The sequence below is a fragment of the Microcystis aeruginosa LEGE 91341 genome (assembly GCF_015206885.1).
In the GTDB taxonomy this organism is placed as follows: Bacteria; Cyanobacteriota; Cyanobacteriia; order Cyanobacteriales; family Microcystaceae; genus Microcystis; species Microcystis aeruginosa_H.
On record NZ_JADEXY010000066.1, the window covers coordinates 1 to 24942 of the forward strand.

Below are 24942 nucleotides of genomic sequence, written 5' to 3' on the forward strand. Positions count from 1 at the left end.
CTTTCCCACTTACCCACTTTCCCACTTCCCCACACCCCAATTCATAATTCCCACTAACTAAATGACTGAGCAAGATACTGACTGGATAGGGTTGATGATCGGCAATTCTCGGCTACATTGGGGGTATTTTCGCGGTCAAACCCTGTTAGCTTGTCTCGATACTCCTCACCTGAGAGAACCCCTAGGTGATGAATTTTTGCAACAAATTTTCCCTAAACTCTTGACGAATAAATGTAACTGTGCATTGGTTGTCGCTTCTGTGGTTCCTAGCCAAAGAGAATTATGGGCAAATTATGGCAATTTACGGATAATTACTTTAAAAGATATTCCTTTACTGGATTTATATCCAACATTCGGCATCGATCGAGCTTTAGCTGTATTGGGTGCGGGGAAAAAATACGGATTTCCCTGTTTAGTAATCGATGCGGGAACAGCTTTAACTTTTACGGGAGTGGATAGGGATAAAAAGCTAGTGGGAGGGGCAATTTTACCCGGGTTAAAGGTGCAATTAGCCAGTTTAAGGGAACGGACGGCAGCCTTACCAGAGGTGTCTTTACTGGAAAGATTACCGCAGATGTGGGCAAAAGAAACAGCAGAAGGGATAAGAAGTGGGATAATTTATACAATTTTGGCGGGAACAGAAAAATTCAGTCAGGAATGGTTAAATTTATATCCAGAGAGCAGGATAATTTTAACAGGGGGAGATGGGGACTTAATTAGGGATTACTGGCAAGAAAACGCCATTAAATCACTCCTAGTGGATAAGACGATAATTTTTGAGGGAATTGTCGCAGTTAAGGGAATCTCCTCCTGTTTAATTGACAAAGGCGAACCTATCTAGTAAAGTCGGGTAAAGTTTTCTCAACTTGGGAAATTTCTCAACAACTAGGCAAAAAATTCAGGATAAAGTTATGGCGATCGTTCTAGTAACTGGTTCTGCTGGTTTAATCGGTTCCGAATCAGTCAGATTTTTTTGTGACAAGGGTTATACTGTAGTTGGAATTGATAATAATATGCGTCAGCTATTTTTTGGCGAAGACGCTTCAACGGAGTGGAATCGATCCAAATTATCCCAAGATTACGGGGATAAATACATTCACCATGCTGTAGATATCCGCAATCATGAAGCTATTTCAGATATATTTAAAACCTATAGTCATGATATATCATTAATTATCCACACGGCGGCGCAACCTTCCCACGATTGGGCAGCTAAAGATCCCTATATGGATTTTAGTGTCAATGCTAACGGAACTTTAGTATTATTAGAAAATACTCGTCAACACTGTCCCCAAGCAGTATTTATTTTTTGTTCCACCAATAAAGTTTACGGGGATAGACCAAATGAATTACCTTTAGTAGAAAAAGAACTACGTTGGGAAATCTCGGAAAATCATCCTTATTTTGCTCAAGGTATTGACGAGTTGATGAGTATTGATGCTTGTAAACATTCTTTGTTTGGTGCCTCGAAAGTGGCAGCGGATGTGTTGGTACAGGAATACGGGCGTTATTTTGAGATGAAAACTGCCTCTTTTCGTGGTGGTTGTTTAACCGGTCCAAGTCATTCGGGAACCCAATTACACGGGTTTTTATCCTACTTAATGAAATGTACGATGATTGGCAAAGAATACAGTATTTATGGGTATAAGGGTAAGCAGGTACGGGATAATATTCATAGTTACGATCTCGTCAATGCTTTCTATCATTTTTATCAGGCCCCGCGAGTAGCAGAAGTTTATAATATCGGTGGTAGTCGCTTTAGTAATTGTTCCATGTTAGAAGCTATTCAAGAATGTGAAGCGATTGCGGAGAAAAAGTTAAACTGGCAGTATGTGGAGACTAATCGCATTGGTGATCATATCTGGTGGATTTCTGATGTGAGTAAGTTTAAAAATCATTATCCTGATTGGCAGTTAACTTATAAAGTAACAGATATTCTCAAAGAGATTTTTAGTCAAAACGTTAGCCGTTGGACTTAGAGGAAATCAATAATAGTTTGGTCAGTTTTTATCTGCTAGTTTTCCCTCGTTACAAAAGTAATTTTTAGCCAAATATACTGCTAGTAATTGAGGGACTCTGTTAATTAGTTAACCAGAGGACATTAGTGATGTTATTAGTAGCAATGTTGACCTAAAAAACTAAACCAGAGCATATTTAAGAGACTATTATGTTAACTAAAATCTACAACAATAAAATTTTCCGATTTCTCATCGCTGGGGGAGTGGCATTTCTAATCAACTTATTCTTAATTTATTGGTTCATTGACGACTTGGGATTTAATACCCCATTTCTGAAAAATATTGCTAATGTTATTTCGATAGAAATATCTTTAATTGCTAGTTTTTTTATCTATAGAATCTGGGTGTGGACTGGGGGAGATTGGACAATTAGAGATGTGATTTTGATACAACTACCTCTCTATCATCTCTCGGCAGGTTTACCAGTTTTACTGCGATTTTTCTTGATATTTCCCTTCTTAAACTGGTTAGGACTTAGCCCTGGAGTTAATACAATGATTGGGGTTTTAGTGGGTGCTAGTATTAATTATGTCGCCAGTGATAGCCTAATTTTTAAACCCAAGAATAAGACTAATGAGACAGAAATGTACTATCCCGAAGGATTAGCACCAGCTTTCGAGATGGACGGTTACTCTCACCCACGTCAGTTAAGGGATCAGTATGCGGTAAAAACCCTATCAATAATTATCCCTGCTTACAACGAAGAAGATTGCATCGAAAGCACCACTCACTTAATATCTGAACGTTTAGAAAGGGATAAAATTGATTATGAAATCCTAGTGGTTAATGACAATAGCAAAGATAACACCGAAGCGGTTCTGCAAAAAATCAACCAAGAAAATCCTCGGATTCGCTACATCAATAACTGTTACCCCAATGGTTTTGGTTTTGCGGTGCGCTGTGGATTAGAAAATTTTAGCGGTGATGCAGTGGCAGTAGTAATGGCAGATAATTCCGACTCTCCCGATAACATAGTGGACTATTATTATAAACTGCAAGAAGGCTACGATTGCGTTTTTGGTTCTCGTTTTATCAAGGGAGGAAAAGTTATTGATTATCCCATACACAAGTTAATCGTTAATCGTTTGGCTAATCTCTTCATTCAAGTTTTATTTGGGCTAAAATTTAATGATACCACTAACGCCTTTAAAATCTATCGTAAGGAGGTTATCGAAGGAATCTCACCTCTACTATCTCACCATTTTAACTTAACAGTGGAGATGCCCTTAAAAGCAATCGTGCGAGGATATTCCTACACGACAATTCCCATCACTTGGCGCAATCGTACCACGGGGATTTCCAAGTTAAAACTCAAGGAAATGGGTAGTCGTTATTTATTTATAGTTCTCTCTATTTGGTTAGAAAAACACCTTTCTCGAGGCGACTATAAGCGCAAACAGAAAAAGAACCAAGTGGGTTGATAATTATTATCTAGTGGAGTATTGTTGATGACTAGGCAAGTGTTAATTACTGGCGGTGCGGGTTTTGTGGGCAGTTCTTTAGGTTTAGGATTAGCCCAACTCTATCCCGACTGGAAAATTATCGCCTTAGATAACTTAAAACGTCGCGGTTCTGAATTAAATATTCCCCGTCTCAAACAAGCGGGAATTGAGTTTGTTCATGGAGATGTCAGAAATGCAGAAGACTTAGAAGCATCCGCCTTGCCAGTGGATTTAATCCTAGAATGTTCGGCAGAACCTTCTGTTTTAGCTGGTTATACTTCCCCAGGCTATGTTTTGCAAACCAACTTAATTGGAACGATTAACTGTTTAGAATTAGCTAGACAAACCCAAGCAGATTTTATTTTTCTCTCCACCAGCAGAGTTTATCCCATCGCCTATCTTAATCAATTAAACTATACAGAAATAGAGACTCGTTTTCAGTTATCTGAACAGCAAAATTTACCTGGGGTTTCTGCTTTTGGTATCAGTGAACAATTTCCCTTAGATTTGCCCCGTTCTCTCTACGGTTCCACTAAGTTAGCATCGGAATTGATTATTAATGAATATGGGGATGCCTACGGATTAAGAACTTTAATTAATCGTTGTGGAGTTTTAACCGGTCCTTGGCAGATGGGAAAAGTTGATCAGGGAGTTTTTGCCCTTTGGGTGGCTAATCATTACTTTCAGAAGTCCTTAAAATATATCGGTTATGGGGGTACAGGGAAACAGGTTAGAGATTTTCTTCATGTAGCTGATTTACTCGATTTAATCGATATTCAGATTGCTAATTTAGAACAGTTCAAAGGGCAGACTTTTAATGTGGGGGGTGGGCAAGATTTTTCCTTGTCCCTTTATGAAACCACAAAACTATGTCAAGAAGTCACGGGCAATAGTATAATGATTGAGGCAGTTCCCGAAAATCGCACCGGAGATATGCCAATTTTTATCACTGATTCTCGCAAAATCAGTTCTATAACTGGATGGCAACCCCAGCGAGACGGTAGAAAATTAATCCAAGATATTTTTGATTGGATTTATAATCACGAGAAGGAATTAAAAAGTATTTTTTAACTCAAAAATTATGCAGAAAAAATCTCTCAAATCACCTGTATTCGTCAAGGGAATACTAATTATCATTACCGCCTACTTTTTTCTGGCAAATTTGCCTATTATTGATTGGTTAGAAATTGGCTTAGATCCTTCTTGGGCTTTTGCCATTAGTGATGCTGCCCATAAACAGTTAATTTTTGGTCAAGATATTATCTTCACCTATGGACCACTAGGCTATCTGGTTCATGGCACATCTTTAAATCACAACTTTTCCCAAATTATCTATTTTCGCTGGTTGATACACCTTTGTCTATTAGCGGTGGTTATTCTCAGATTATTATTTATTAAAAGCTATAGCAATCAAATAGTTTTTGTCCTGTCAATTATCTTTGCTAGTCTAGTAGGAAATCCCTACACCAGTATCGGCTTTACCGTTGATTATCAGATAACATTTATCCTCCTGATACTCATGTCTTTTGATAACTTTTTTCAAAAGTACATCAATTATTTAGCTATAGCTATTGGCATGATCACTGGGTTCTCTATACTCACGAAACTAACTCTAGGAATTTATCTAGCAGGCAGCCTGTTTATCTACATAATCGTTAATATTGTTCGGGGATATTTTCAGAAGTCACCATCGATAGTTATAAAAAATGTTCTCGCTGGTATTAACTTAACTTTAAGCATTCCTTCCATTGCCTTTATTTTTCTCTATCCAGCCTCTTATAACCGAGCCTTTATTCACATTATAGTTAATCTTTGCATTGCTGGAGGAGTGGCTTTAACTCTCTGGTTTATCGTCAGATATGCCCACCTATCGGCACCCCCCGTATTAAGGGAAGCATCGGGTATCAAAGGCAAAATCTATCTTCTATTTAATCAGAATCACTTACTTAACTTGTTACCTCTGTTAGTATTTTATGGGCTTTATGGGTTGCTTCTCCTCCAAACAATTAATCTAAATAATTTTCCCTCTCTTACGGGATATTTAAGCAATTCTTGGCAAATTTCTTCTGGTTATTCCAGTGCGATGAGTATTGTAGGAAATTACCCGCATTTACTCATTGCCTTGCTCTGCTTTGCCTTAAGTTTGCTTTTAATGTCTCTGGCAATTATAGATCAAAAAATTAGTCTGGGTATTGCCTATATTTTTCCTATATTTTTATCATTTAAGCATGGATTTGTTAGGCAAGATGCTCACATTGTTGTTTTTACACTTGTGGTTATTCTCTTAGCTTCTCTCTATACAACAATTATTAAAAACCCTCGGTTTAAAAAAATTGCCTATTATGCTTGGGGAATAATTTTTTGGGGATGTATTATTATCACCTCTAGTCCTAATTGGACTATATTGGAAAATGCTCACCAGTGGAGTAATTTCAGTCCCGATAGGGTGGCTAATAATATTGGGGTTGTCATTTCCTCTATGCTTAATCCCACAGAATTAAAAATGCGAGGTGAAAGGAGTACAACTAAAAATTTACAAGTCATTGCTACCGCTACCAAAATACCCGATTCTGTGCTGGAAAAAGTGCAAGGCAAAACTATTGATATAATTCCGTGGGAATTTTCACTTATTCCGGGCAATCAGCTTAATTGGAAACCGAGGCCGATTATTCAATCCTATTCTGCTTATACAGAAAAACTGGATGAACTAAATTATCAAAGCTTATCTCAATCTCCCAGAGATTATCTGATTTATCACTTTCAAGCTATTGATGGCAGACATCCTTTTTTTGATGAACCTAAAGCCTTTTCCTATGTGGTTTGTAATTATCAACTTGACTCGGTAAATTCGCCCTTCCAAGTCCCCGCAATCAAAACCAACTTTTATCTTCTAGAAAAACAAAAAGTCAGTCGTTGCATTCCAACCCCTCTAGGAGAGACTACTAATATTACTTGGGATCAAGTCTATGAATTACCTACTCGTAATAGTGGGATTACTCGTGTTCAAGTTAAATTTGAATATTCTTGGTTGGGTAAAATAGTCAAACAACTCTTTAGAATCCCTCCCGTGATAATTAACGTTAATTATCTCGATGGAACTCAAGCCAATTTTCGCTTTGTTCAAGATAATTCAGCTAATGGAGTTATCCTTAGTCACTTACCGAGAAATGATCAGGAATTAATGGCATTTTTTCAAGGAAAATTAGCACCACAAGTCAAATCTTTTAGCTTTTCTGTCAGTAATCCTCTGCTATTCTCCCCAGAAATAAAAGTAACGCCTTTTTGGGAAGTTGAGACTGGTTCATAATCTTTCTTGAACCTTGAAAAGCGGTTAATATCTCTGGAAAATGGAGAATAGGGAACTCGAATCCCTGACCTCTGCGGTGCGATCGCAGCGCTCTACCAACTGAGCTAATTCCCCATATATAGGACATAATAGCATTTTTGAGCAGAAAATCCTAGGAACTGGCAAGGGATCGAGGGACAAAAAATCGAGCGGCCTGCCTCTGGAAAACTTTAAAATAGAAAAAGTAATCTTGAGGATGATAACCAATGGCGATACTACGCTTGGAGAATGGGACAACTTATACCCAGTTAGCCGATATTAGTCTGGAATTGGCTAAATTAAATGTTACTTTAAACTATTGGCCGATCGAAAACGAGGCCACCCGTCAGCTACTTAAGCAAGCTTCTCTGACTGACGAAGAAAAAGAAATAGTTTTAACCAGCTTAGACGGTTATTTTGAGCAACTAAAGCAAGAAGCTGGTTATCAAGCTAGAGATTTAATCGTTTTACACCCTGAAATTCCCAATCTCGACACTTTACTGGCCAAATTCGAGCGCTGTCACACCCACGCTGACGATGAGGTGCGTTATATCATTGATGGGGAGGGGGTTTTTGGCTTTGTCTTTCCCGATGGTTCTCAGGGAGAATTAACTATTCAACCTCAAGAATACATCAATGTTCCCGCCCATAGCCAACACTGGTTTCACCTCACTGCTAGTAAACGGGTTAAAGCAGTGCGTTACTTCACCACTACCGCCGGATGGGTTCCCGAATATACGGAAACCGTCATTCGTTTTCCTAGTTTAACAGCCGTTTAGTTCTTGCTTTCAGGCGATCGCTCTCCCCAAAAGACAGATGGGTTTTGCGGGGATGGCAACGCCGGCAGTCACAATCTGTTAAGCGGCAAATTTGTCCTGTTGAAAATCTCCCGTCTAGTGCCTAGCTTGACGGGAGATTTTCTCAATTCGGGGGATTGGCATGATAGATTTAGTCTAAGCCGAATTGATTGCCCCGTTTGTACTGTAAATAGGCGGCAACGAACAAACCCGCTAGGGTAATGGGAATTAAGCCTAGGACAATCCCTAGCACTAAAGGTTCAATCACGTCTGTACTCCTTGGATTAGCAATTTTTCACCCGTATTTTATCCTAGCAGGGGTTGCCCGCGAAAGATAGGGCGATCGTACATACTTCTTAAGTGGGGTGTATTTTCAGTGAACAGTGAACAGTAATCAGTAATCAGTGAACTGAAAACTCAGATCTGATAACTGATTCAAGACTGTCTCCTGTCTCGGAGTCTCCCGACTCCCCAAAAGGAAAACTTCCTATCTCACCATTAAGATATAGCGTTTCCTAAGCTAGTGAGGTACACTTGTTTTTCTTCCCTTTTGCCTTTTGCCTTTTGCCTAAAACCCATAACTTTTGTACCTCAGCAGACTGAAAAACGCTATAACTGCTCTACTTTAGGAGCGATCGAGAAAAAATTTTCTCAATTTGCCTTTACCCCAAGAGCGATCGATTTCGTGCCAGAGATTGTGGAGACAAAAAACCACTGCGAGACAGAGAGTAACCGCAAGGATTTGAGAGAAACTTTCCCTTTGCCAAAATTTGGCCATTGCCCCCGAAATTACCCGCGTTACCCGATAAGCTTCCAGAAAACCCTCGATCGAGCCGAGAATCAGTGCTGCTAGGGTATAAACAAAGGTTCGGTACAGAACACTAACGTAACGGGGACGATTTTCTAACCATTCTAGCTTCATGGCTGCGTCGAGAATGGCCACGGTTTTTGCGGCAAGGATCGCTCCTACGATTGCTTTACCCAAAACGTAGGTGGTAATCGAATACTCTTCCAGAAATAATTTCATGATTAGAAGAATATAACCGAAAGCCAAGAAAAAAAAGATGGCAAGAGAACCGATTTTTTTAAATTCCTTTTTAATTGCTTCCATTGATTTTTTTGGACATTTTCTCCCAATATAGCGGCTGCGTACCATAACTATAAGCTATAGTTAATTATTTATTGCAGCTATTCTCTCAACTCTACCAGCAAGTTTGAGCGCTGATAACTAAACTGATGCTTGAAACTAATTACAGCTTGATTGTCGATAAAATGAGGATTACCGAGGGGATCGACGGCACTGAAAGCGTAGAAATAACGGCGTGCTAGGGGCGGAAAATCGCTAAAATCGAAGATTGTGTCACCTTGGGCCACATCTGCCCAAAAATTGCGTAATTTTGGGGCTAATTCCTCCGCTAGACTCACGGGAAGATTGAGGGGATGACAGGTTAATAAACGCATCATAAAAGGATAAGAGCGATCGCCTAACCATTGCCGAGAAATAGTGGGTAAATTCTCCCATCCGGGTATATTTTGCAGATGAAAGGATTCTATGGCTAATTCAACCGTGTTTTCGCAATATTCTAACACCCGGTAGGGATGGGGATAACTGACGAGGGAACCGGTGGTAATTTCATAGATACCTCTAGCAAAAGCCAGATCCTGCACGTGGAGATGGCCGGTAATCAACAATTTTACGCCGTTTTCCTGTAGTATATCGAGTAATTCTACCGCATTAGCCAACATATAGCGTTTACCTAATTCATGATTGCTTTGTCCGGGTAAATGCTCGATCACGTTATGATGGATCATCACCATCACTAGATCGTTTTTTAGCGCGGGTAAAGTCTGTTTTAACCAATGCAATTGTTCTGCATCTAAACTACCAATTTGTTTACCTTGCTCATCAAATTGATTAGAATTAAGACCGATTAATTGCACTCCGGGTAAAATTTCTTTTTGGTAGTATATTTGTTCGGGGTCGCTGTAACCAAATTGTTGATAATAAAAGGGAAAATCTGCTAAACCGATCTGGTTTTCTGTTGCGGTTAAACTCAAAACATCATGATTACCCGGCACCACATAGACGGGAAAGGGTAAAGTGGCTAAACAATCGGCTAACCAACGATGATTTTCTGGTTCACCATCTTGGGTTAAATCGCCAGCAATCAGCAGAAAATCGAGGTTAAGGGTGATGAGATGGTCTAAAACAATTTTTAAAGCGGGAATACTCACTTCCACCAGATGAAAGCGATTAGAATGGTTTAAAATGGTTGTGGGTAAAGCGATATGAGGATCGCTGAGAATGGCGAAACGGAAATTCATCGCATTCAATTGGGCTAAATATCGGTAAACTAGATTGACCGAGGAGAAATGAGGAGAAAATATCTTTGGCTAAAGTTCGCGTTCGTCAGCACGTCAATCCCTTAAGTCATAAATATCGCCATCCGATCGCTCCCCCCGATTGGGATCAAGTTTATCAGGATATGACACTACCTCTCCATCTTGATATTGGTTGTGCGCGGGGTAAATTTTTGTTACAAATGGCTCAAGTATATCCAGAAATTAATTTTTTGGGGATTGAAATTCGTCAACCTTTGGTAATTGAAGCGAATCAGGAACGGGAAAGGTTAGGATTAAAAAATCTCGCTTTTGTTTTTGGCAATATGAATGTTACCCCAGAAATTTTACTGCAATCTTTGCCCGCAGATAAGTTATTTTGGGTGTCGATTCAATTCCCCGATCCTTGGTTTAAACAGCGTCACAGTAAGCGTCGAGTCGTGCAGCCGGAATTAGTAACAGCTTTGGCTAAGTATATGGTATCTGAAGGCTGGGTTTTTTTACAGTCGGATGTGGAATCGATCGCCCTGGAAATGACGGAGAGATTTCAAGCACATCCCCATTTTGTTCGGCAACATCAACCCCCCTGGTTAGCGGAAAATATTTTCCCCGTAGCGACGGAGAGGGAAAAGTCCACTTATAATAAAGGTCAACCAGTTTATCGCTCGCTTTTTCGAGTTCGGTAGCTTCAGTTAAAATATTTTGGCACTGTCTGAAATCATGGTTATAAATCTCGACTCACCCCTAATACTTAAGGATGATAATCGCCCCCCTGTCTCTCAATTGCTGGAATTTCTCTTAACCAAAGAAAAAAACAATAAAAAAACTAAAGAAAATCTTACTTTTGAGGCTTTAGTCGGTACTTGGCGATTATACTTTATCACGGGAACTCAAAAAGCGAAAAAGAGAGCGGGAATTGTTTTAGGTAAGGGGCGCTATCTACCATCCTGGTTAAAAATTACCATCTCTTACCAAAGAAATGAGAGCTTAGAACTGGGAGAATTTATCTCTGGAACCGTCAGCAATCAGATATTTTTAGGGGCAGTAAAACTATCTGTAAGCGGTCCGGTTAAGTTTTTTCCTAAAACCCGTCTTCTTGCCTTTGATTTCACCCGGCTCAACCTAACCCTATTTAATCGCTCTCTCTATTCAGGTTTTATTAGAAATGGCCAGGTAAGTGAAGCGAATTTTTATCAGGAAAGTATCAAAAAACAGGCATTTTTTGCCTATTTTCTGATCACAGAAACAATGATGGCAGCCCGGGGACGAGGGGGAGGATTAGCCCTTTGGGTAAAAGAGGTAAGTGAGACAAAACTAGCTGAAAAATAATTTATTAGAGGAGAAATAGATGGGATATTCTATCGAGGTAGATGGGACAAATTTTGACAGTGAAGTGATCGAGAAGTCCTATCTAAATACAGTGATTTTAGACTTTTATGCTGTCTGGTGTGGACCCTGTAAATTGGTAAAACCGATGCTAGAAAAACTAGCAAGTGAATATAATTTTATCTTGGCAAAAATAGATATAGATAAAAATCCCGAATTGGCCGAACAATTCGATGTGGAAGGAGTTCCCGATGTGCGAATTGTCAGCAAGGGAGAAGTGTTACCCTGTTTTGTCGGTGCTTTGCCAGAAGAACAAATTAGAGACTTATTTTCCCGTCTCGATTTACAATCGGAATTAGAAACAGGATTAGCAGAAATACAAGAAGCAATCGCCCTCGATAATTTGCCCACAGCTAAACAATTATTTGATCGTCTTTTTCCTAAATATCCCAACGAACCGCGATTAATTATTATGGCGGTAAAATTTCTCATGCGTCTGGAAAAATGGTCTGATGCCTACCGATTAATCAGTGCTATTAAAGAGGAAAATCCTGTTATCAAAGGTTGGAAAACTCTCCTAGAATTTCAACAGTTAAAACCAGAAAATAATCCCCTCGATTCGATATTTTTTACTGGGATTAATTTCGCCTTAAAAGAAGATTATGCCGCCGCTTTAGATAAACTGATCAGCCTGGTGGGAGAAAGTAGAAAATATCGTCAGGATGGCGCAAGAAAAGCCATGTTAGCCATATTTCAGATTTTGGGAGTTAGTCATCCCCTCACCCAAGAATACCAGGCAAAGTTAACATTTCTGCTCTACTAGGTAGGGTTTACTAAAAAAGTTTGTTGGTGGGGTTAGGAGTCGGTCAAAACTAAAGCAATTACCCTGGAAATTTCAACAAATCTATTCCTCGAATTTCTGTTGACAACTGCCAGGGAATTGCTAGAGACAAGACAGTTTATTTGTGGCGAATCATTTCATAGAGGGCAACGTATTCTTCCCCAGGGCCATTCCAAGAGTAATCGCATTCCATGCCTTGAATCGCTAATTTTTGGAATTCTTCCGGTTGAGTGTACCACAATTCTAATGCCCGGGACATGGCTGATTCGAGGGCATTATTATCGGGATCAAAAAAGACAAAACCATTGCGTTCTTCCGGTTTGTGATAGGTATCATAATCCCGATCAAAAACCGTATTAACTAAACCACCAACTCCCCGGACAATGGGAACAGTTCCATATTTTAAGCTGATTACTTGTGTCAGTCCGCAGGGTTCAAAATTACTGGGAACCACAATCATATCAGCACCCGCATAAATGAGGTGAGATAATTCCTCATTAAAGCCCAATTCAATATGAACATCAGGGTTATTATTGAGGTGATTTTTCTCATGCCAGAACCAGTTATTAATTAACGATTCGGTGGCGGAACCTAAGAGGACAAATTGCGCCCCGCGAGCTAAGGCATAATACATGGCATGGTGAACTAAATGTACGCCTTTTTGGTCATCTAAACGACCGACATAACAAATTAAGGGTTTTTCTGCTTCATCTCTTAACCAGAGTCTTTCTCGCAGTGCCTTCTTATTGCGTGCCTTCTCGGAGAAGCTATCAACACCGTAGGGTGCAGCAATAAATTTATCTACTTCCGGGTTCCAGATATTGTAATCTAAACCGTTGAGAATGCCAGTAAATTTGTGTTGATGCTGGTGAATTGTATGGCCTAAACCGTAACTAACATCGGTGTGGTGCGCTTCCCAAGCATGGTGGGGCGAGACGGTATTGAAATAGTTGGCAAAAACGATGCCACCTTTCATAAAATTAATCACAAAAGGATTGAAGTTATCGCGCAGTCGGGCATAGCTAAAGTAGTAAGAATCGTTATTTAATCCTGTTGCCCAGAGAATTTCTGCACCTCCAAATCCTTGGTGCTTAAAGTTATGGATGGTGTAAAGAACGCGCTGATTGCCCATACCATGATATTTATAAATTTCAAAAAGTAAGGGCGGAATTAAACCGGTTTGCCAGTCGTGACAATGAATTATATCGGGACGTTTATTACTTCTGAGCAAAAATTCCAAAGCGGCTTTAGAGAAGAAGGCAAAACGCATATTATCGTCTTTACAACCGTAGTAAGTGCCGCGATTAAAGAAATTATCCCCCGAATTGGGTTGAATAAAGAAACACAAGCGCCCGTGTACCCAACCACAAAAAACGTTACAGTGAATTGCCCCACCGTACCAAGGCACCCACAGGTCCCGATAAGCCTCGTGTAAGCCCCAAATTTGGTCGTAGCGCATACAATCATACATGGGTAGGATTAGCTCCACGCAATGACCGCGAATTTCTAATTCTCGACTCAATCCATATACCACATCCCCCAATCCCCCAGCTTTAATCACCGGGGCGCACTCAGAGGCAACCTGAACTATATACATATATCAATAACTCCCTCGATTAATCTACAGGTCAGCTAGAAGCAATTTTTACAAAAGTATACAGTCTTCTGTGATTAAATGGCTCGATCGAATTAGTTGCGGGTTGGGGAAGTGGGAATTATGAATTATGAATTGGGGAGTGGGGAATTTAGCTGAAATTTCCCTATCTCCCCATCTCCCTATCTCCTTATCTCCCCATCTCCCGGCTCCTAAAGATTAACAGCGTTTTAACTGTCCTAGTAGCAAAATCACCTCATCGATGCCGTTTCTGAGGGTAGTGGCGGGTTTATCGCTATTATTGACGGTTATGCTAAAGATTAGGGGTTGATTGTCGGCGGTTTCTAGATAACCGGCGAGAGCGGTAACTCCGGTTAAAGTCCCGGTTTTTGCCTGTAATCGTCCTTCTAGGGGAGTCTGGCGAAATCTATTGGTTAAAGTGCCATCAATGCCACCAATGGCTAAAGAACGACGATAATCAGGGTTTTCTGCCATTAGTTGTAATATTTGACCTAAAGTCTTGGGTTTAATCAGGTTTTGTCGTGATAGCCCCGAACCGTCGCCGATTTTATAGCTATCGCTGTTAATTCCCAGTTTTGTTAAAGTTTCTTGCAATCCCGACACACCGCCGAGCATTTGTAGTAGGGTTTCGGCTAGTAAATTATCGCTATTTTTATTGACTTTTTCCACCAAATATGCTAGGGGTTCTGATTCTAAATTGGTGATCTCATAACCGAGAATTTCTGAGCTAATTTCGGCGTTTTTAACGGTAATTCCCGCTTTTTCAAGGATATTACGCCAGTGATCGAGGAAATACTCCGAAGGTTGAGGAATAGCTAAATTAAAATCATCTTGACTATCGATCGCCAGAGAACCAGTGATAATTAGGCGATTATTGGCTAAATTGCCCTTAATTGCCAGAGTATTCGGGCTTCCTTGCGCTGCGGTGCTGGTTTGATTCTCAATTAGCCATTGTTTAGCGGCAATGGGATCAGACCATTGTAAATCTAAGCTTTGCCCCAATTGTCGCGGTAAAAGTCTTAAATTGACGGAATTTTCGTTCAAAACCAAGCTAGAAGCGGGTACAGCATAGTCAAAAAAGACATCTTCCCATTCCCAGGTTTTTTGACTATCGGAGACGACAAAAGGACTAGCAACGACAATTAAGCGAGAAATTGAGTTAATTCCCCTTGCTTTTAACTTTTCTGCTAATTTTTCTAACTTTTCTGTGGTTATGGTGGCATCTCCCCTGCCAACTAAGGTTAAAGTCGCTAAATCGGGGGGGTTGCCTTGGGCTAAAATGGGGGTTTTCAGACGATAATCGCGGTTAAATTTGCTAAAAGCGGCGGCAGTGGTTAATAATTTCGCAGTAGAAGCGGGAGTAAAAAAGTTATTTTCGTGGAGACTATAGAGATTTTCCTGAGAATTGAGGGATTTTACTAAAATTCCCCAATAAGTGCCTTGATAATCGGGGCGGTCCAAAATGCGATCAATCTCGGTGGCTAAGTCTGCTGGACAGATAAACTGGGAAGGGGGGGAATTGTCTTGACTGATGGGGGTTGCGAGGGTGACGGGATGGTTTACCCAGAGAAATAGGGAACAAGTCCCCAAGAGAAAAGATAATTTCGATCGGCGTGTTAGCATAGAATTAAATCTTGGCAGTAGATAAATTGACTCTAATTTAGCAGCATTAGTGACCATATTGTGCTAGTTGCTGAATAGATTCAGTTAGGGATTGATCCGAGATATTCCCTATCCTTTTTTGCCCAGAAAGTTTCTTGATTCCGTCAAATTTCTATACATTCGCGAGGATATTTTTATGAGTTATGATTTTGATTTATTCGTGATTGGTGGTGGTTCTGGGGGTATTGCCACCGCTAGACGGGCAGCCGAATACGGGGCAAAAGTGGGATTAGCAGAATACGATCGCTTGGGAGGAACCTGTGTTAATCGCGGTTGTATTCCCAAAAAATTAATGGTTTATTCTAGTCGGTTTCCGCAACTATTTAAGGATGCGGAAGGTTACGGTTGGAGTCCAGTAGAGAGTCAGTTAAATTGGCAAAAATTAATTAGCGCAGTTAATCAGGAAACTATCCGTTTAAATGGCATTTATCAAAAGATGCTCGATAATTCTCAAGTGACACTTTTTCCTAATTATGCCAAGTTTCTTGATAGCCATACCCTAGAGGTGGGAGAGGAGAAAATTACTGCCGATAAAATTTTAATTGCCGTGGGGGGACATCCCGTTAAACCCAATATTCCGGGGATCGAACATACAGTAGTTTCTGATGCCATGTTTCAACTGCCAGAACAACCAAAAAGAATTATAGTTTTAGGGGCGGGATATATTGGGGTAGAATTTGCCGGTATTATGCACGGATTAGGGACAGAAGTGGTGCAGTTAATCCGTAAAGATAAGATTTTAAGAGGGTTTGATGAGGATATCCGCGATGAGATTCAAGGGGAAATGATCCGTCAGGGAATTAAAATTATGCCCGAAACTTTCCCCACTTCGATCGAGAAAACTGACGAGGGGTTAAAAGTACATATTCAGGGGAAAGAAACTTCAGAAATCTTATTTGTTGATGCTCTAGGTTTAGCGGCTACGGGAAGAGTTCCTAAGCTAGAAAAATTGGGCTTAGAGAATGTCAATGTCGAGGTAAAAAATGGGGCAATTGTTGTCAACGAGTATAGCCAAACCAGCGAAGATAATATCTATGCCGTGGGCGATTGTACCGATAAAATTAATTTAACTCCCGTGGCGATTAATGAGGGGCGAGCTTTTGCCGATACAGTCTTCGGTAATAAACCCCGGTTAATGAGTTATGAAAATGTTCCTTCGGCAGTATTTTCTACTCCTGAAGCTGCGACGGTGGGATTAACAGAATTGCAAGCAAAAAAACAATATGGTGACACGTTAATTAAAGTTTATCGGTCTAAATTCCGCCCCGGTTACAATGTTTTACCAGACCGAGAGGACAAAACTTTGATGAAATTAGTTGTTCATCAGGAAAGTGGTAAAATACTTGGGGCGCACATGGTAGGAGATCACGCCGCCGAAATTATTCAAGGAGTAGCCATTGCCGTAAAAATGGGGGCGACAAAAGCCGATTTTGATGCTACTGTCGGCATTCACCCCAGTGCTGCCGAGGAATTTGTCACCATGCGTTAATTAACAATTTTAGGTGTGTTAAACCAACCTAACACACCGGAGAAAATTAACCCTTTTGGCTATTGACAATTGAGCCACTTTATGATTTTTTTTTCGGTTAATTTTTGAGCGAGATTTAAGATATCGGAGGGAAGCATAATCACGGTACTGGTGTTATTTTCCGCTCCAATTTCCGTTAACATTTGTAGGCGGCGTAATTCCAAAGCGGCGGGATTTTCCATGATTAATCGGGAAGCTTCCGCTAATTTTAGGGAGGCTTCCTGTTCTGCGGCAGCTTTAATCAAACGGGCCCGTTTTTCTCGCAATGCTTCCGCTTCCTTGGCCATAGCTCGCTGCATACCGGTGGGAATTTCCACATCTTTCATCTCCACCCGTTCGATATCAATGCCCCAGGGTTCGCTAATTTCATCGACAATTTGTTGGACCGCGTGATTAATTTTGTCTCGTTTTTGCAAGACATCATCGAGATGATTTTGACCAACTACATTTCTTAAAGTGGTCATGGCCGCTTGATAAACAGCCGCAGGATAGGATTCGACTTTATTAATCGCTTTGCTAGGGTCGATAATGCGATAGTAGAGAACCGCATTAACCTTGATTGTGACATTATCGGCGGTGACAGTTTCTTGCGGGGCGATATCGACGGTTTTGGTGCGAATATCCACCCGCATTTTTTGGTCAACTAGGGGAATGATCCAGTACAGTCCGGGGCCTTTGGTGTCTTGATAACGCCCTAGACGATAGATAACACCACGCTGGTATTCTCGATCGATTTTAAAGCCATTTAACCCCAGAATGCCCGCTATCAACAGTAAGGGTGCTAAAAATTCCATATTAATTACCAGTTATCGGGTTCAAGTTAATCGGTGTGCGGTGACATCTCAATTGCCATCTCCTCGCTCCTGACCACTAATACATTCATTCTAGAGAGTAACCGGGCTGTCGGGGAAACTCATAACGAAATATTACAATTTTTAGGAATTGCCCAACCGGCAGGGATGACTCGACTTCCAGACCCCGACCTGAGATAAACTACAGAATGTTATCAGAATTTACCTTGATATTATGAGCGTAGTTAGCCAAGTCATCCTCAAAGCCGACGACGAACTTCGTTATCCTAGTAGTGGTGAACTACAGGGTATCGGGCAATTTTTAAAAACTGGCGATCAGAGAATTCGCATTGCCGAGACTCTCGCTGAAAATGAGAAAAAAATCGTCGATCAGGCTCAAAAACAACTGTTCAAGAAACGTCCCGATTATAGAGCGCCGGGGGGTAATGCCTACGGTCAGCGTCAATATAATCAATGCTTGCGCGATTATGGTTGGTATCTGCGTCTAGTTACCTATGGGGTATTAGCCGGAGATAAAGCACCGATCGAACAAACCGGCCTGATCGGGGTCAAAGAGATGTATAACTCTCTTAATGTTCCCGTCCCCGGCATGGTGGAAGCGATTCGTTGTCTCAAGGAGGCCGCTTTAGCTCTTTTGACTCAAGAGGATGCTGTGGAAGCAGCCCCCTACTTCGACTTTATCATCCAGTATATGTCCTAAGCGATCGGGACAGTCCCAGAGGCCTGAAGTCTGAAAAGGGGCTATTTTCCCCTCTTTCAGGGTTCAGGCTTGACTTTTTTCAGTGATCAGTGATCAGTAAACAGTAATCAGTGAAAAGACAGTAGTAAACTGGCATTTGATCAGGCTCACTTAATACATACTGCTCACTTAATACTCAAAACTGATAACAAAGGCCGAATCTAAAACCTAATTGATTAAGCTACAAGCTTTGATGTACTTAGTTGCTAACCTTCTTTTTAGGTAGGAGAATTGTCAGATTCTGTCTTTTGCCTCTTGCCTCTTGCCTCTTGCCTTCAGAAGCTAATAACTGATAACTAATAACTCAAAACTGATAACTGATAACTGATAACTGATTATGTTTTGGCGTATTGTACTACTTACTTTTCTGATTCCATCAGTCTATGGGCTGTTTGGCTGGTCGATCGCCCAGGAGCGTTTATCATGGAGTGATTGGTTACTTGCCCGCGGTGATGAGATGAATTGGACTCTCACTAGCGAATGGCTAGAAATCATCATCTATATCCTAGCGGTAGGGATTATCCTCTCAATTGCCCTAGGATTAACTCTGTTTAGTCACTTAATGCCGGTATTTTTCCGCAGTTGGTTTAAAAACGATATTAGCGCTGTATTATCAATTCTCGGCTGGTCTTTGGCGGTAGTTTTTATCTTCCACAAGTGGGCGGTATTTAGTCGAGCTTTAATTCTGTTAGCTGCTACTATCCTCGGTCGTCTAGAACTTCAGGAAGCGGGTTACAATAGATGGCAAGTTTTCCTGATGATCACTATCCTCTGCTTAGGTAGTTTTAGCTTGGGCATTTGGGCTTATAATCTTTGGGGTCATGAATTACATCAAGTTACTGCTGATTAATCTTATCTGGTGCCTGGGGTGCGGATTACTAATTTTGGTTTTTCATGCCAAGGTTATCGCCGCCTAACGCACCCTACAAAATTGCTTATCTCTAATTGTTAAAAAGTATGCCCAAAAAAAATAACGATACCCTCAAACGAGTATTAATTGTTTCCTCTGGTTTAGTATTTCTGGCTTTAATGGTGGTGCCAACTTTAGGTTTATGGAAAAATAATAATTCTAATTCCACCCAAGGCAATCAACCCGGGCAAGAGGCAACTATTCCCACCCAAAAATTACAAGAAATGGTCAAAGGTTACGAGAAAATTCTCGAACGTGAACCAGATAATCCCACTGCTTTGCAAGGACTGGCCCAAGCTCGCCTACAGTTAAAAGATTTTATCGGAGCTAGAGAACCTTTGGAAAAGTTATATCAAAAATATCCCAACAATCTGGAAGTTATGCTAGTTCTTTATGGAACAAGATTACAAACTCAAGACGTTTCTGGGGCGAAAAGTATCCTAGAAAAATTAGTCAAAACCTATCCTCAAGAACCAAAGTTTAAAGAAGAATTAACTCGCTTAAATCAAGCGATCGCGGCAGCTTCCAAACAGCAACCCCCAGAACCTAAAAAGTAATGAAAAAACAATTAATAGCTCTCCTGGACTGAGTAGGATCGATTAGTCGCAAAATGCCAATTTAGGAGGACTCTTCCAATATCTGTGGTTTTATCTAATAAAAACCACAGATACACAGAGGACACAGAGTTTTTTTTGTTGCGCTCAATTATCCCAATCTGATCTGGTTACGGCGGCTTGTTAATTTGGTTTTTTTGAGCGAATTAATAGCCGATTAACGCAGCCTACGCCTACTTAATTAAACAAAGAAATTACCCACGGGAATGCTCCCTAAAGCTGGTAAAGTGCCAGTAAATCCAGTGATATTTATTAATAAATCATTGCTGGATTGGAAGCCAGCCGTGCTATCATTAATAACGAGATAAGTTCCAGCTATTGCACCGGTTGTTACTTGCACTAAAGCGGCACTATTAACCCCTAATCCTTGATTACCTGTAATCGCTCCATTGGCATCAGTAAATACCTGATTGATTAAATTCTGTAAAGTGGTAAGAGTGCTATTAGCAGCACGACTGAAACTACTAGGCGCACTCGTGGCGTTTCCAGCTTGAGTTAATAAGTCAATTTTATCACTATTGATGGCAAAATCTGTGATGCGATCGCTTGTTGATCTGGTAGATTGACCAAATTGGAAGATGAAGATATCTGCACCTAAACCACCGGTTAAAGTATCAATTCCCGCACCTCCATTGATTTGATTAATGCCACTATTTCCAGTGATATTATTGTTACCAGCGTTACCTGTCCCATTAATATTATTACTGCCAATTAGTCTGAGATTTTCGACATTGTTGGGTAAGGTGCGAGTGAGACTGCTTTGCCAAGTATCAGTAATGATAACTTCTCCTATTCCTCCTTCGGGATTGATGGTAGCATTAACGGGATTGGAGAGGGTTACTGTAAAGGCTTCATCGGCTTCATTAAGGTTATCATTGAGGATGGGAATGCTAATAGTAGCGGTAGAAGTATTAGGTGCAATGGTGATAGTTCCAGTTTTGCTAGTGTAATCTACATTAGCGGTAGCGTTAATGGGTGCAGTGGTATAGTTGACAGTAATTGGTTGCGGATTGGGGTTATCAACTGTGACGGTGAGGATTGCATTATTATCTTTACCTTCCACTACGGTGATGTCATTGATGGAGAGTTGGGAAAAGTCGTCATTATTAATTGTTCCCGTAACTGCGTTAGGAGTACCTACTGTATATCCTGTTCCTGAAGCAAGAGTTAGGGAGACAGTTTCGTTACTTTCTACTATTGTGTCAGCAGTGGGGTCAACGGTTACAGTCGCGAACGCTGAACCAGCAGCAAAGGTGACACTGGTGGGAATAGAAGCGTAATCGGTTCCATTGGTTGCTGTCCCCCCAACTGTATAGTTAACCATTAAAGGATTGGTTGTGGAACCGGTACGGGTGAAGATATAGAGTAAGTTGGTTGTCCCATTTTCTGTCACACTACTGAGAAAGGGAGAGACAGCAAGAGTAATACTGGGAAGAGTAGGACTAGAAACATAACTAAAATAACTCGCAGTTAAACTTAATCCAGTTCGATTCCGTAAAATGGCAATAAGTTCATCTGGTTCGCTTCCGGGTTTATTGATGTAGAGATTAGTATTAGAACCAGAAACTGTTAACAGATAGTCACTACTTGAACCCCGTAGCTGAATTGTATCATCAGTGGTGTTAAAGTCGGCAATTGTTGCGTAGTCGCTAGTACCTGCATTAGTTGTATTACCATCATCGTAACCAATCCAGTTAACGTCACCAAGGATAAATTTATCGCTTCCTGCTCCTCCTGTTAAAGAATCAACTTCTCCTTTTCCTGGGGTGCTACTGTTAGAGTTAACCCCTGTGATGATGTCATTACCTCCACCGGTGGTGATGGTATCATTAGCATTAGTTCCAGTAATTTGAAACCTTTCTATATTAGAGAAGTTAACTCGGTCATTATTACTACTGCTATTATTAGTATAGGCGTAAAAAGCACCATACCAAGCTCCACCACTTTGACCAATACTGCTACTCATTCCCGCTGGATAGCTGGTTGTCCCAGCGTAGGTGTTACTGGAGTAGTTGACAATTAATAGGTCATTTCCATCCCCACCATTGACATTATCTTGTCCTCGAGCCCCGTTAATTGTATCATTTCCCCCTCCGGTAGCAATAGTTTCATTAAAACTCCCCGTAAAGCTAATATTATCATTACCCGTTCCAGTGGTAAGGTTATTGAACCGTTCGACATTTTTCACCACATTTCCATTACTTTCAGTGAAGGTTCTTCCACTGTTATCAATGGTTAAATTGGTGGTGAAACTACTGAGGTCTAAAATATCGATGGTATCTGTACCAATCCCACCATCAATATTGAATATTCCATAACCGCCTCGTTGAAAGTAGTCATTAGCATTAGTCCCAGTAATTTGAAACCTTTCTATATTAGAGAAGTTAACTCCGTCATAATTACCGATGCTATTAATATAGGCAGTAAAAGAACCACTCCAGGCCCCACCACTTTGGTAGATACTGCTACTCATTCCTGCTGGATAGGTGGTTGTCCCCGCGTAGGTGTTCATGGAGTAGTCCACAATTAATAGGTCATTTCCGTCCCCACCATTGACATTGTCATATCCTCGGGCCGCGTTAATTGTATCATTTCCCCCTCCGGTAGCAATAGTTTCATTAAAACTCCCAGTAAAGCTGATATTATCATTACCTGTTCCAGTGGTAAGGTTATTGAACCGTTCGACATTTTTGACCACATTTCCATTACTTTCAGTGAAGGTTCTTCCACTGTTATCAATGGTTAAATTGGTGGTGAAACTGCTGAGGTTTAAAAACCCGATGGTGTCTGTACCAGTCCCCCCATCAATGTCAAAGACTCCATAACCTCCTTGTTCAAAGTAGTCATTAGCATTAGTCCCAATAATTTGAAACCTTTCTATATTATTGAAGGAAGCTTGATCATAATCACCACCGCTATTATTATAGGCAATAAAATAACCATTCCAAGACCCACCACTTTGAAAAATACGGCTATCTATTCCTGCTGCATAGGGAGTTGTTGTCCCCATGTAGGTGTTACTGGAGTAGTTAACAATTAATAGATCATTTCCGCCTCTACCATCAATGGCATCCTTTCCTCGTAAAGGACTAATAGTGTCATCTCCAGATGTTCCCGTAATAGGATCATTACCATTAGTTCCCGTTAAATTCGCCTGTTCTACCTGAATAGTTTCCCCATTTACTATAATTGTTGTCTGGTCATTCTCTGCTCGTAAAGCCTCTAAGGTTGCCAAATCTAGACTATTTCCTTGCACCAACTCCGCAAAAATTGCCCCCTCATCTCCCGCACTATCCATCTGATTAATTTGAGCATCCACATAATGCCCAATTTCTTCTAAAATTACATTAACTATCGCTGCTGACGAAGCCGTATGCAAAAAAGATGCTGATAGATAAATCTTATTTTTACTAATGGAATATGCACCATTCGCCGTCCCCAAAACCTCATCACTGAATACCTCAATTGGGGGAAGTTGACTGAAATTTCGACTTTGCCACTGCTGTCGTAATTGCGTCGCTTTAACCACATCATAACTTGTGCCAAAAGCGATTGCTAAATTCACCCAAAAACCATCAGATTGAGCAAAATTGAATAAAATATCGTCAACAGGAGGAATAATCTGCAACAGGGTAGAAGTCATGACATTAACAGCAGAGGTTTATTGCTAACAGTTTTAGCCCAACAATCGCCAATTTTTCAAGGGTGCTATCACAAAAATTAACATTTATTACAAGAAAACGGGTTTCTTCGAGAAACCCGTTTTCTCATTTGTTGGAAAGATGCGATCGCTAAACTAAGAACTAAGCATTATAAAGTATTTAACCAATTGATTAAATCTTCAACTGTAGAGAAATCGAATAAAGCTTCTCCTAATACTTCGACATCATCAATACTTAACTCCATGATTTTAGTTTCTAATGAAAGATTAATCTCCCCTACCTTTCGTTTAAGTTGACGAAGAATCAATGTCTTTTCCCGTTCGATACCTTGTTCGATACCTTGTTCGATACCTTGTTCAATACCTTGACGCATCCAACTGGTGGTAATTTGCATAACTCCCTCCTGTACGGGTTGACTAAATTTGCTAATCTCTTCTTGAAATTGTATCTCTTCCACTGGATTTAGATTGAGATATGTATCAATAAATCCAGAAATTAACTGCATTTTCGCTGGATTTAACCTTAAAGTGATTAACAAGCGCAGACATTCTGCCTTAACCTTGGCTCGCTCTTTCTCGGCAATGTTCATCTTAGCCATCAAAGCTGAAGCAACCGGATTCGGTTGATTGAGAAAATCTCGCCAATTTAATCGATTTAACTGCACTACCTGATAGTTAAATTCTAATACCTTAAAATCGGGAAAATCGACTACATATTGACTAATCGCCTCTCTTTTTGGCTTTGAATAAGAAAAAATTACAATCGGATAAATCGGTAAGACAAATTTCTCATGAAAGCGAGCAAAATAAGTAAACATTCGCCGATTAAACCACTTACGGGAACTTTCCTGCGCCTCGATATGAATCAGAAAAAAAGATTCTTTTCCTCGAAACTTAACTTGTGCGACTAAATCGCTTTCATACCTTTCTCCTTCCGTGACATCGGTAAATACTTCTTTGTCTAAAAAAGTAATCGAGTCCCTATCTAAATAATCCATCAATTGAGGAAAAAATAACTCAATAAATTCGACAAAAAAGGTGGAGATTAACTCTTTAAATAAGCGATCATGGTCAATATTATTAGTCATGTAATATCATTTTAACTAATCTGAGCGATGAATGACTACTCTTCTATATTATATTCTGAAAAGTCGGTTTTGGCAACAGATTGTTAAGTAGGTAGGCGTTAAAAATTATCAGACACCCCCCTTATCAAGGGGGGCAGGGGGGATCGGCACCCCCCTTATCAAGGGGGGCAGGGGGGATCGAACCTAAAATCCATTTTTAATTTAATTATAGCCAGCTACTTAAT

At 40.4% G+C, this 24942-nt stretch carries 21 protein-coding genes and 1 tRNA gene; 13 read left to right on the plus strand and 9 right to left on the minus strand.

The window, feature by feature from the left end:
* The first annotated feature begins 61 nt into the window (after positions 1 to 61).
* The 5 genes from IQ234_RS11645 (at position 62) to IQ234_RS11665 (ending at position 6767) form a co-directional block, all read left to right on the plus strand.
* The gene (locus IQ234_RS11645; protein WP_193957205.1) at positions 62 to 841 is read left to right on the plus strand and encodes a pantothenate kinase; all 780 of its coding nucleotides are present in this window, start codon (positions 62 to 64) and stop codon (positions 839 to 841) included.
* A 70-nt stretch (positions 842 to 911) separates the two neighbouring features.
* Positions 912 to 1979: an NAD-dependent epimerase/dehydratase family protein gene (locus IQ234_RS11650; protein ID WP_193957206.1), complete on the plus strand. Its 1068-nt coding sequence runs from the start codon at positions 912 to 914 to the stop codon at positions 1977 to 1979.
* A 188-nt stretch (positions 1980 to 2167) separates the two neighbouring features.
* Positions 2168 to 3439, plus strand: a complete 1272-nt coding sequence (locus IQ234_RS11655; protein ID WP_193957207.1) for a glycosyltransferase — start codon at positions 2168 to 2170, stop codon at positions 3437 to 3439.
* Between the two features lie 27 nt (positions 3440 to 3466).
* Complete coding sequence (locus IQ234_RS11660; RefSeq protein WP_193957208.1) at positions 3467 to 4531, plus strand: NAD-dependent epimerase/dehydratase family protein; 1065 nt, start codon at positions 3467 to 3469, stop codon at positions 4529 to 4531.
* Between the two features lie 10 nt (positions 4532 to 4541).
* The gene (locus tag IQ234_RS11665; RefSeq protein WP_193957209.1) at positions 4542 to 6767 is read left to right on the plus strand and encodes a hypothetical protein; all 2226 of its coding nucleotides are present in this window, start codon (positions 4542 to 4544) and stop codon (positions 6765 to 6767) included.
* 41 nt (positions 6768 to 6808) lie between these two features.
* Here the strand turns inward: IQ234_RS11665 and IQ234_RS11670 are convergent.
* Positions 6809 to 6881, minus strand: a tRNA-Ala gene (locus IQ234_RS11670).
* 131 nt (positions 6882 to 7012) lie between these two features.
* Between IQ234_RS11670 and IQ234_RS11675 the strand changes: the two genes are divergently transcribed.
* Positions 7013 to 7564, plus strand: coding sequence for a 1,2-dihydroxy-3-keto-5-methylthiopentene dioxygenase (locus IQ234_RS11675; RefSeq protein ID WP_185238788.1), 552 nt, complete (start codon positions 7013 to 7015; stop codon positions 7562 to 7564).
* A gap of 169 nt (positions 7565 to 7733) precedes the next feature.
* Here the strand turns inward: IQ234_RS11675 and petG are convergent, their stop codons facing one another.
* From petG to IQ234_RS11690, 3 genes are all read right to left on the minus strand, one after another.
* Entirely contained in the window at positions 7734 to 7850 is a 117-nt protein-coding gene (gene petG, locus IQ234_RS11680) for a cytochrome b6-f complex subunit V (protein ID WP_002738052.1), read from the minus strand.
* 357 nt (positions 7851 to 8207) lie between these two features.
* Complete coding sequence (locus IQ234_RS11685; protein ID WP_193957210.1) at positions 8208 to 8693, minus strand: hypothetical protein; 486 nt, start codon at positions 8691 to 8693, stop codon at positions 8208 to 8210.
* A 77-nt stretch (positions 8694 to 8770) separates the two neighbouring features.
* Positions 8771 to 9907, minus strand: coding sequence for a metallophosphoesterase family protein (locus IQ234_RS11690; RefSeq protein WP_193957211.1), 1137 nt, complete (start codon positions 9905 to 9907; stop codon positions 8771 to 8773).
* A 65-nt stretch (positions 9908 to 9972) separates the two neighbouring features.
* Between IQ234_RS11690 and trmB the strand changes: the two genes are divergently transcribed.
* The 3 genes from trmB to IQ234_RS11705 are packed head-to-tail and all read left to right on the plus strand — an operon-like array spanning position 9973 to position 12071.
* The gene (gene trmB / locus IQ234_RS11695) at positions 9973 to 10608 is read left to right on the plus strand and encodes a tRNA (guanosine(46)-N7)-methyltransferase TrmB (RefSeq protein ID WP_193957212.1); all 636 of its coding nucleotides are present in this window, start codon (positions 9973 to 9975) and stop codon (positions 10606 to 10608) included.
* Positions 10609 to 10642: 34 nt separating this feature from the next.
* Positions 10643 to 11251 carry a hypothetical protein gene (locus IQ234_RS11700; protein ID WP_193957213.1) on the plus strand — a complete coding sequence of 203 codons (609 nt, stop codon included), beginning with the start codon at positions 10643 to 10645 and terminating at the stop codon, positions 11249 to 11251.
* 19 nt (positions 11252 to 11270) lie between these two features.
* On the plus strand, positions 11271 to 12071 hold the full coding sequence (locus tag IQ234_RS11705; protein ID WP_193957214.1) for a tetratricopeptide repeat protein: 801 nt from the start codon (positions 11271 to 11273) through the stop codon (positions 12069 to 12071).
* Positions 12072 to 12207: 136 nt separating this feature from the next.
* Here IQ234_RS11705 and glgA read toward each other — a convergent pair whose 3' ends face one another.
* A complete protein-coding gene (gene glgA / locus IQ234_RS11710) occupies positions 12208 to 13686 on the minus strand; it encodes a glycogen synthase GlgA (RefSeq protein ID WP_193957215.1) in 1479 nt (492 codons plus the stop codon).
* A 216-nt stretch (positions 13687 to 13902) separates the two neighbouring features.
* Positions 13903 to 15327, minus strand: a complete 1425-nt coding sequence (gene dacB, locus IQ234_RS11715; protein ID WP_193957223.1) for a D-alanyl-D-alanine carboxypeptidase/D-alanyl-D-alanine-endopeptidase — start codon at positions 15325 to 15327, stop codon at positions 13903 to 13905.
* Positions 15328 to 15502: 175 nt separating this feature from the next.
* Between dacB and gorA the strand changes: the two genes are divergently transcribed.
* Positions 15503 to 16855, plus strand: coding sequence for a glutathione-disulfide reductase (gorA, locus tag IQ234_RS11720; RefSeq protein ID WP_193957216.1), 1353 nt, complete (start codon positions 15503 to 15505; stop codon positions 16853 to 16855).
* Positions 16856 to 16914: 59 nt separating this feature from the next.
* Here the strand turns inward: gorA and IQ234_RS11725 are convergent, their stop codons facing one another.
* Positions 16915 to 17688: a slipin family protein gene (locus IQ234_RS11725; RefSeq protein WP_193957217.1), complete on the minus strand. Its 774-nt coding sequence runs from the start codon at positions 17686 to 17688 to the stop codon at positions 16915 to 16917.
* 232 nt (positions 17689 to 17920) lie between these two features.
* On the opposite strand from IQ234_RS11725, the gene IQ234_RS11730 reads away from it, so the two are divergent.
* The 3 genes from IQ234_RS11730 (at position 17921) to IQ234_RS11740 (ending at position 19912) form a co-directional block, all read left to right on the plus strand.
* Positions 17921 to 18406 (plus strand): allophycocyanin subunit alpha-B, encoded by a 486-nt coding sequence (locus tag IQ234_RS11730; protein WP_193957218.1) that lies wholly within the window; start codon positions 17921 to 17923, stop codon positions 18404 to 18406.
* Between the two features lie 376 nt (positions 18407 to 18782).
* Positions 18783 to 19295 carry a hypothetical protein gene (locus IQ234_RS11735; protein ID WP_193957219.1) on the plus strand — a complete coding sequence of 171 codons (513 nt, stop codon included), beginning with the start codon at positions 18783 to 18785 and terminating at the stop codon, positions 19293 to 19295.
* Between the two features lie 107 nt (positions 19296 to 19402).
* Positions 19403 to 19912 carry a tetratricopeptide repeat protein gene (locus IQ234_RS11740; protein WP_193957220.1) on the plus strand — a complete coding sequence of 170 codons (510 nt, stop codon included), beginning with the start codon at positions 19403 to 19405 and terminating at the stop codon, positions 19910 to 19912.
* Between the two features lie 238 nt (positions 19913 to 20150).
* Here IQ234_RS11740 and IQ234_RS11745 read toward each other — a convergent pair whose 3' ends face one another.
* Both IQ234_RS11745 and IQ234_RS11750 read right to left on the minus strand, forming a co-directional pair.
* On the minus strand, positions 20151 to 23612 hold the full coding sequence (locus tag IQ234_RS11745; RefSeq protein ID WP_193957221.1) for a Calx-beta domain-containing protein: 3462 nt from the start codon (positions 23610 to 23612) through the stop codon (positions 20151 to 20153).
* Between the two features lie 167 nt (positions 23613 to 23779).
* The gene (locus IQ234_RS11750) at positions 23780 to 24718 is read right to left on the minus strand and encodes a DUF4351 domain-containing protein (RefSeq protein ID WP_193957222.1); all 939 of its coding nucleotides are present in this window, start codon (positions 24716 to 24718) and stop codon (positions 23780 to 23782) included.
* Between the last annotated feature and the right edge of the window lie 224 nt (positions 24719 to 24942).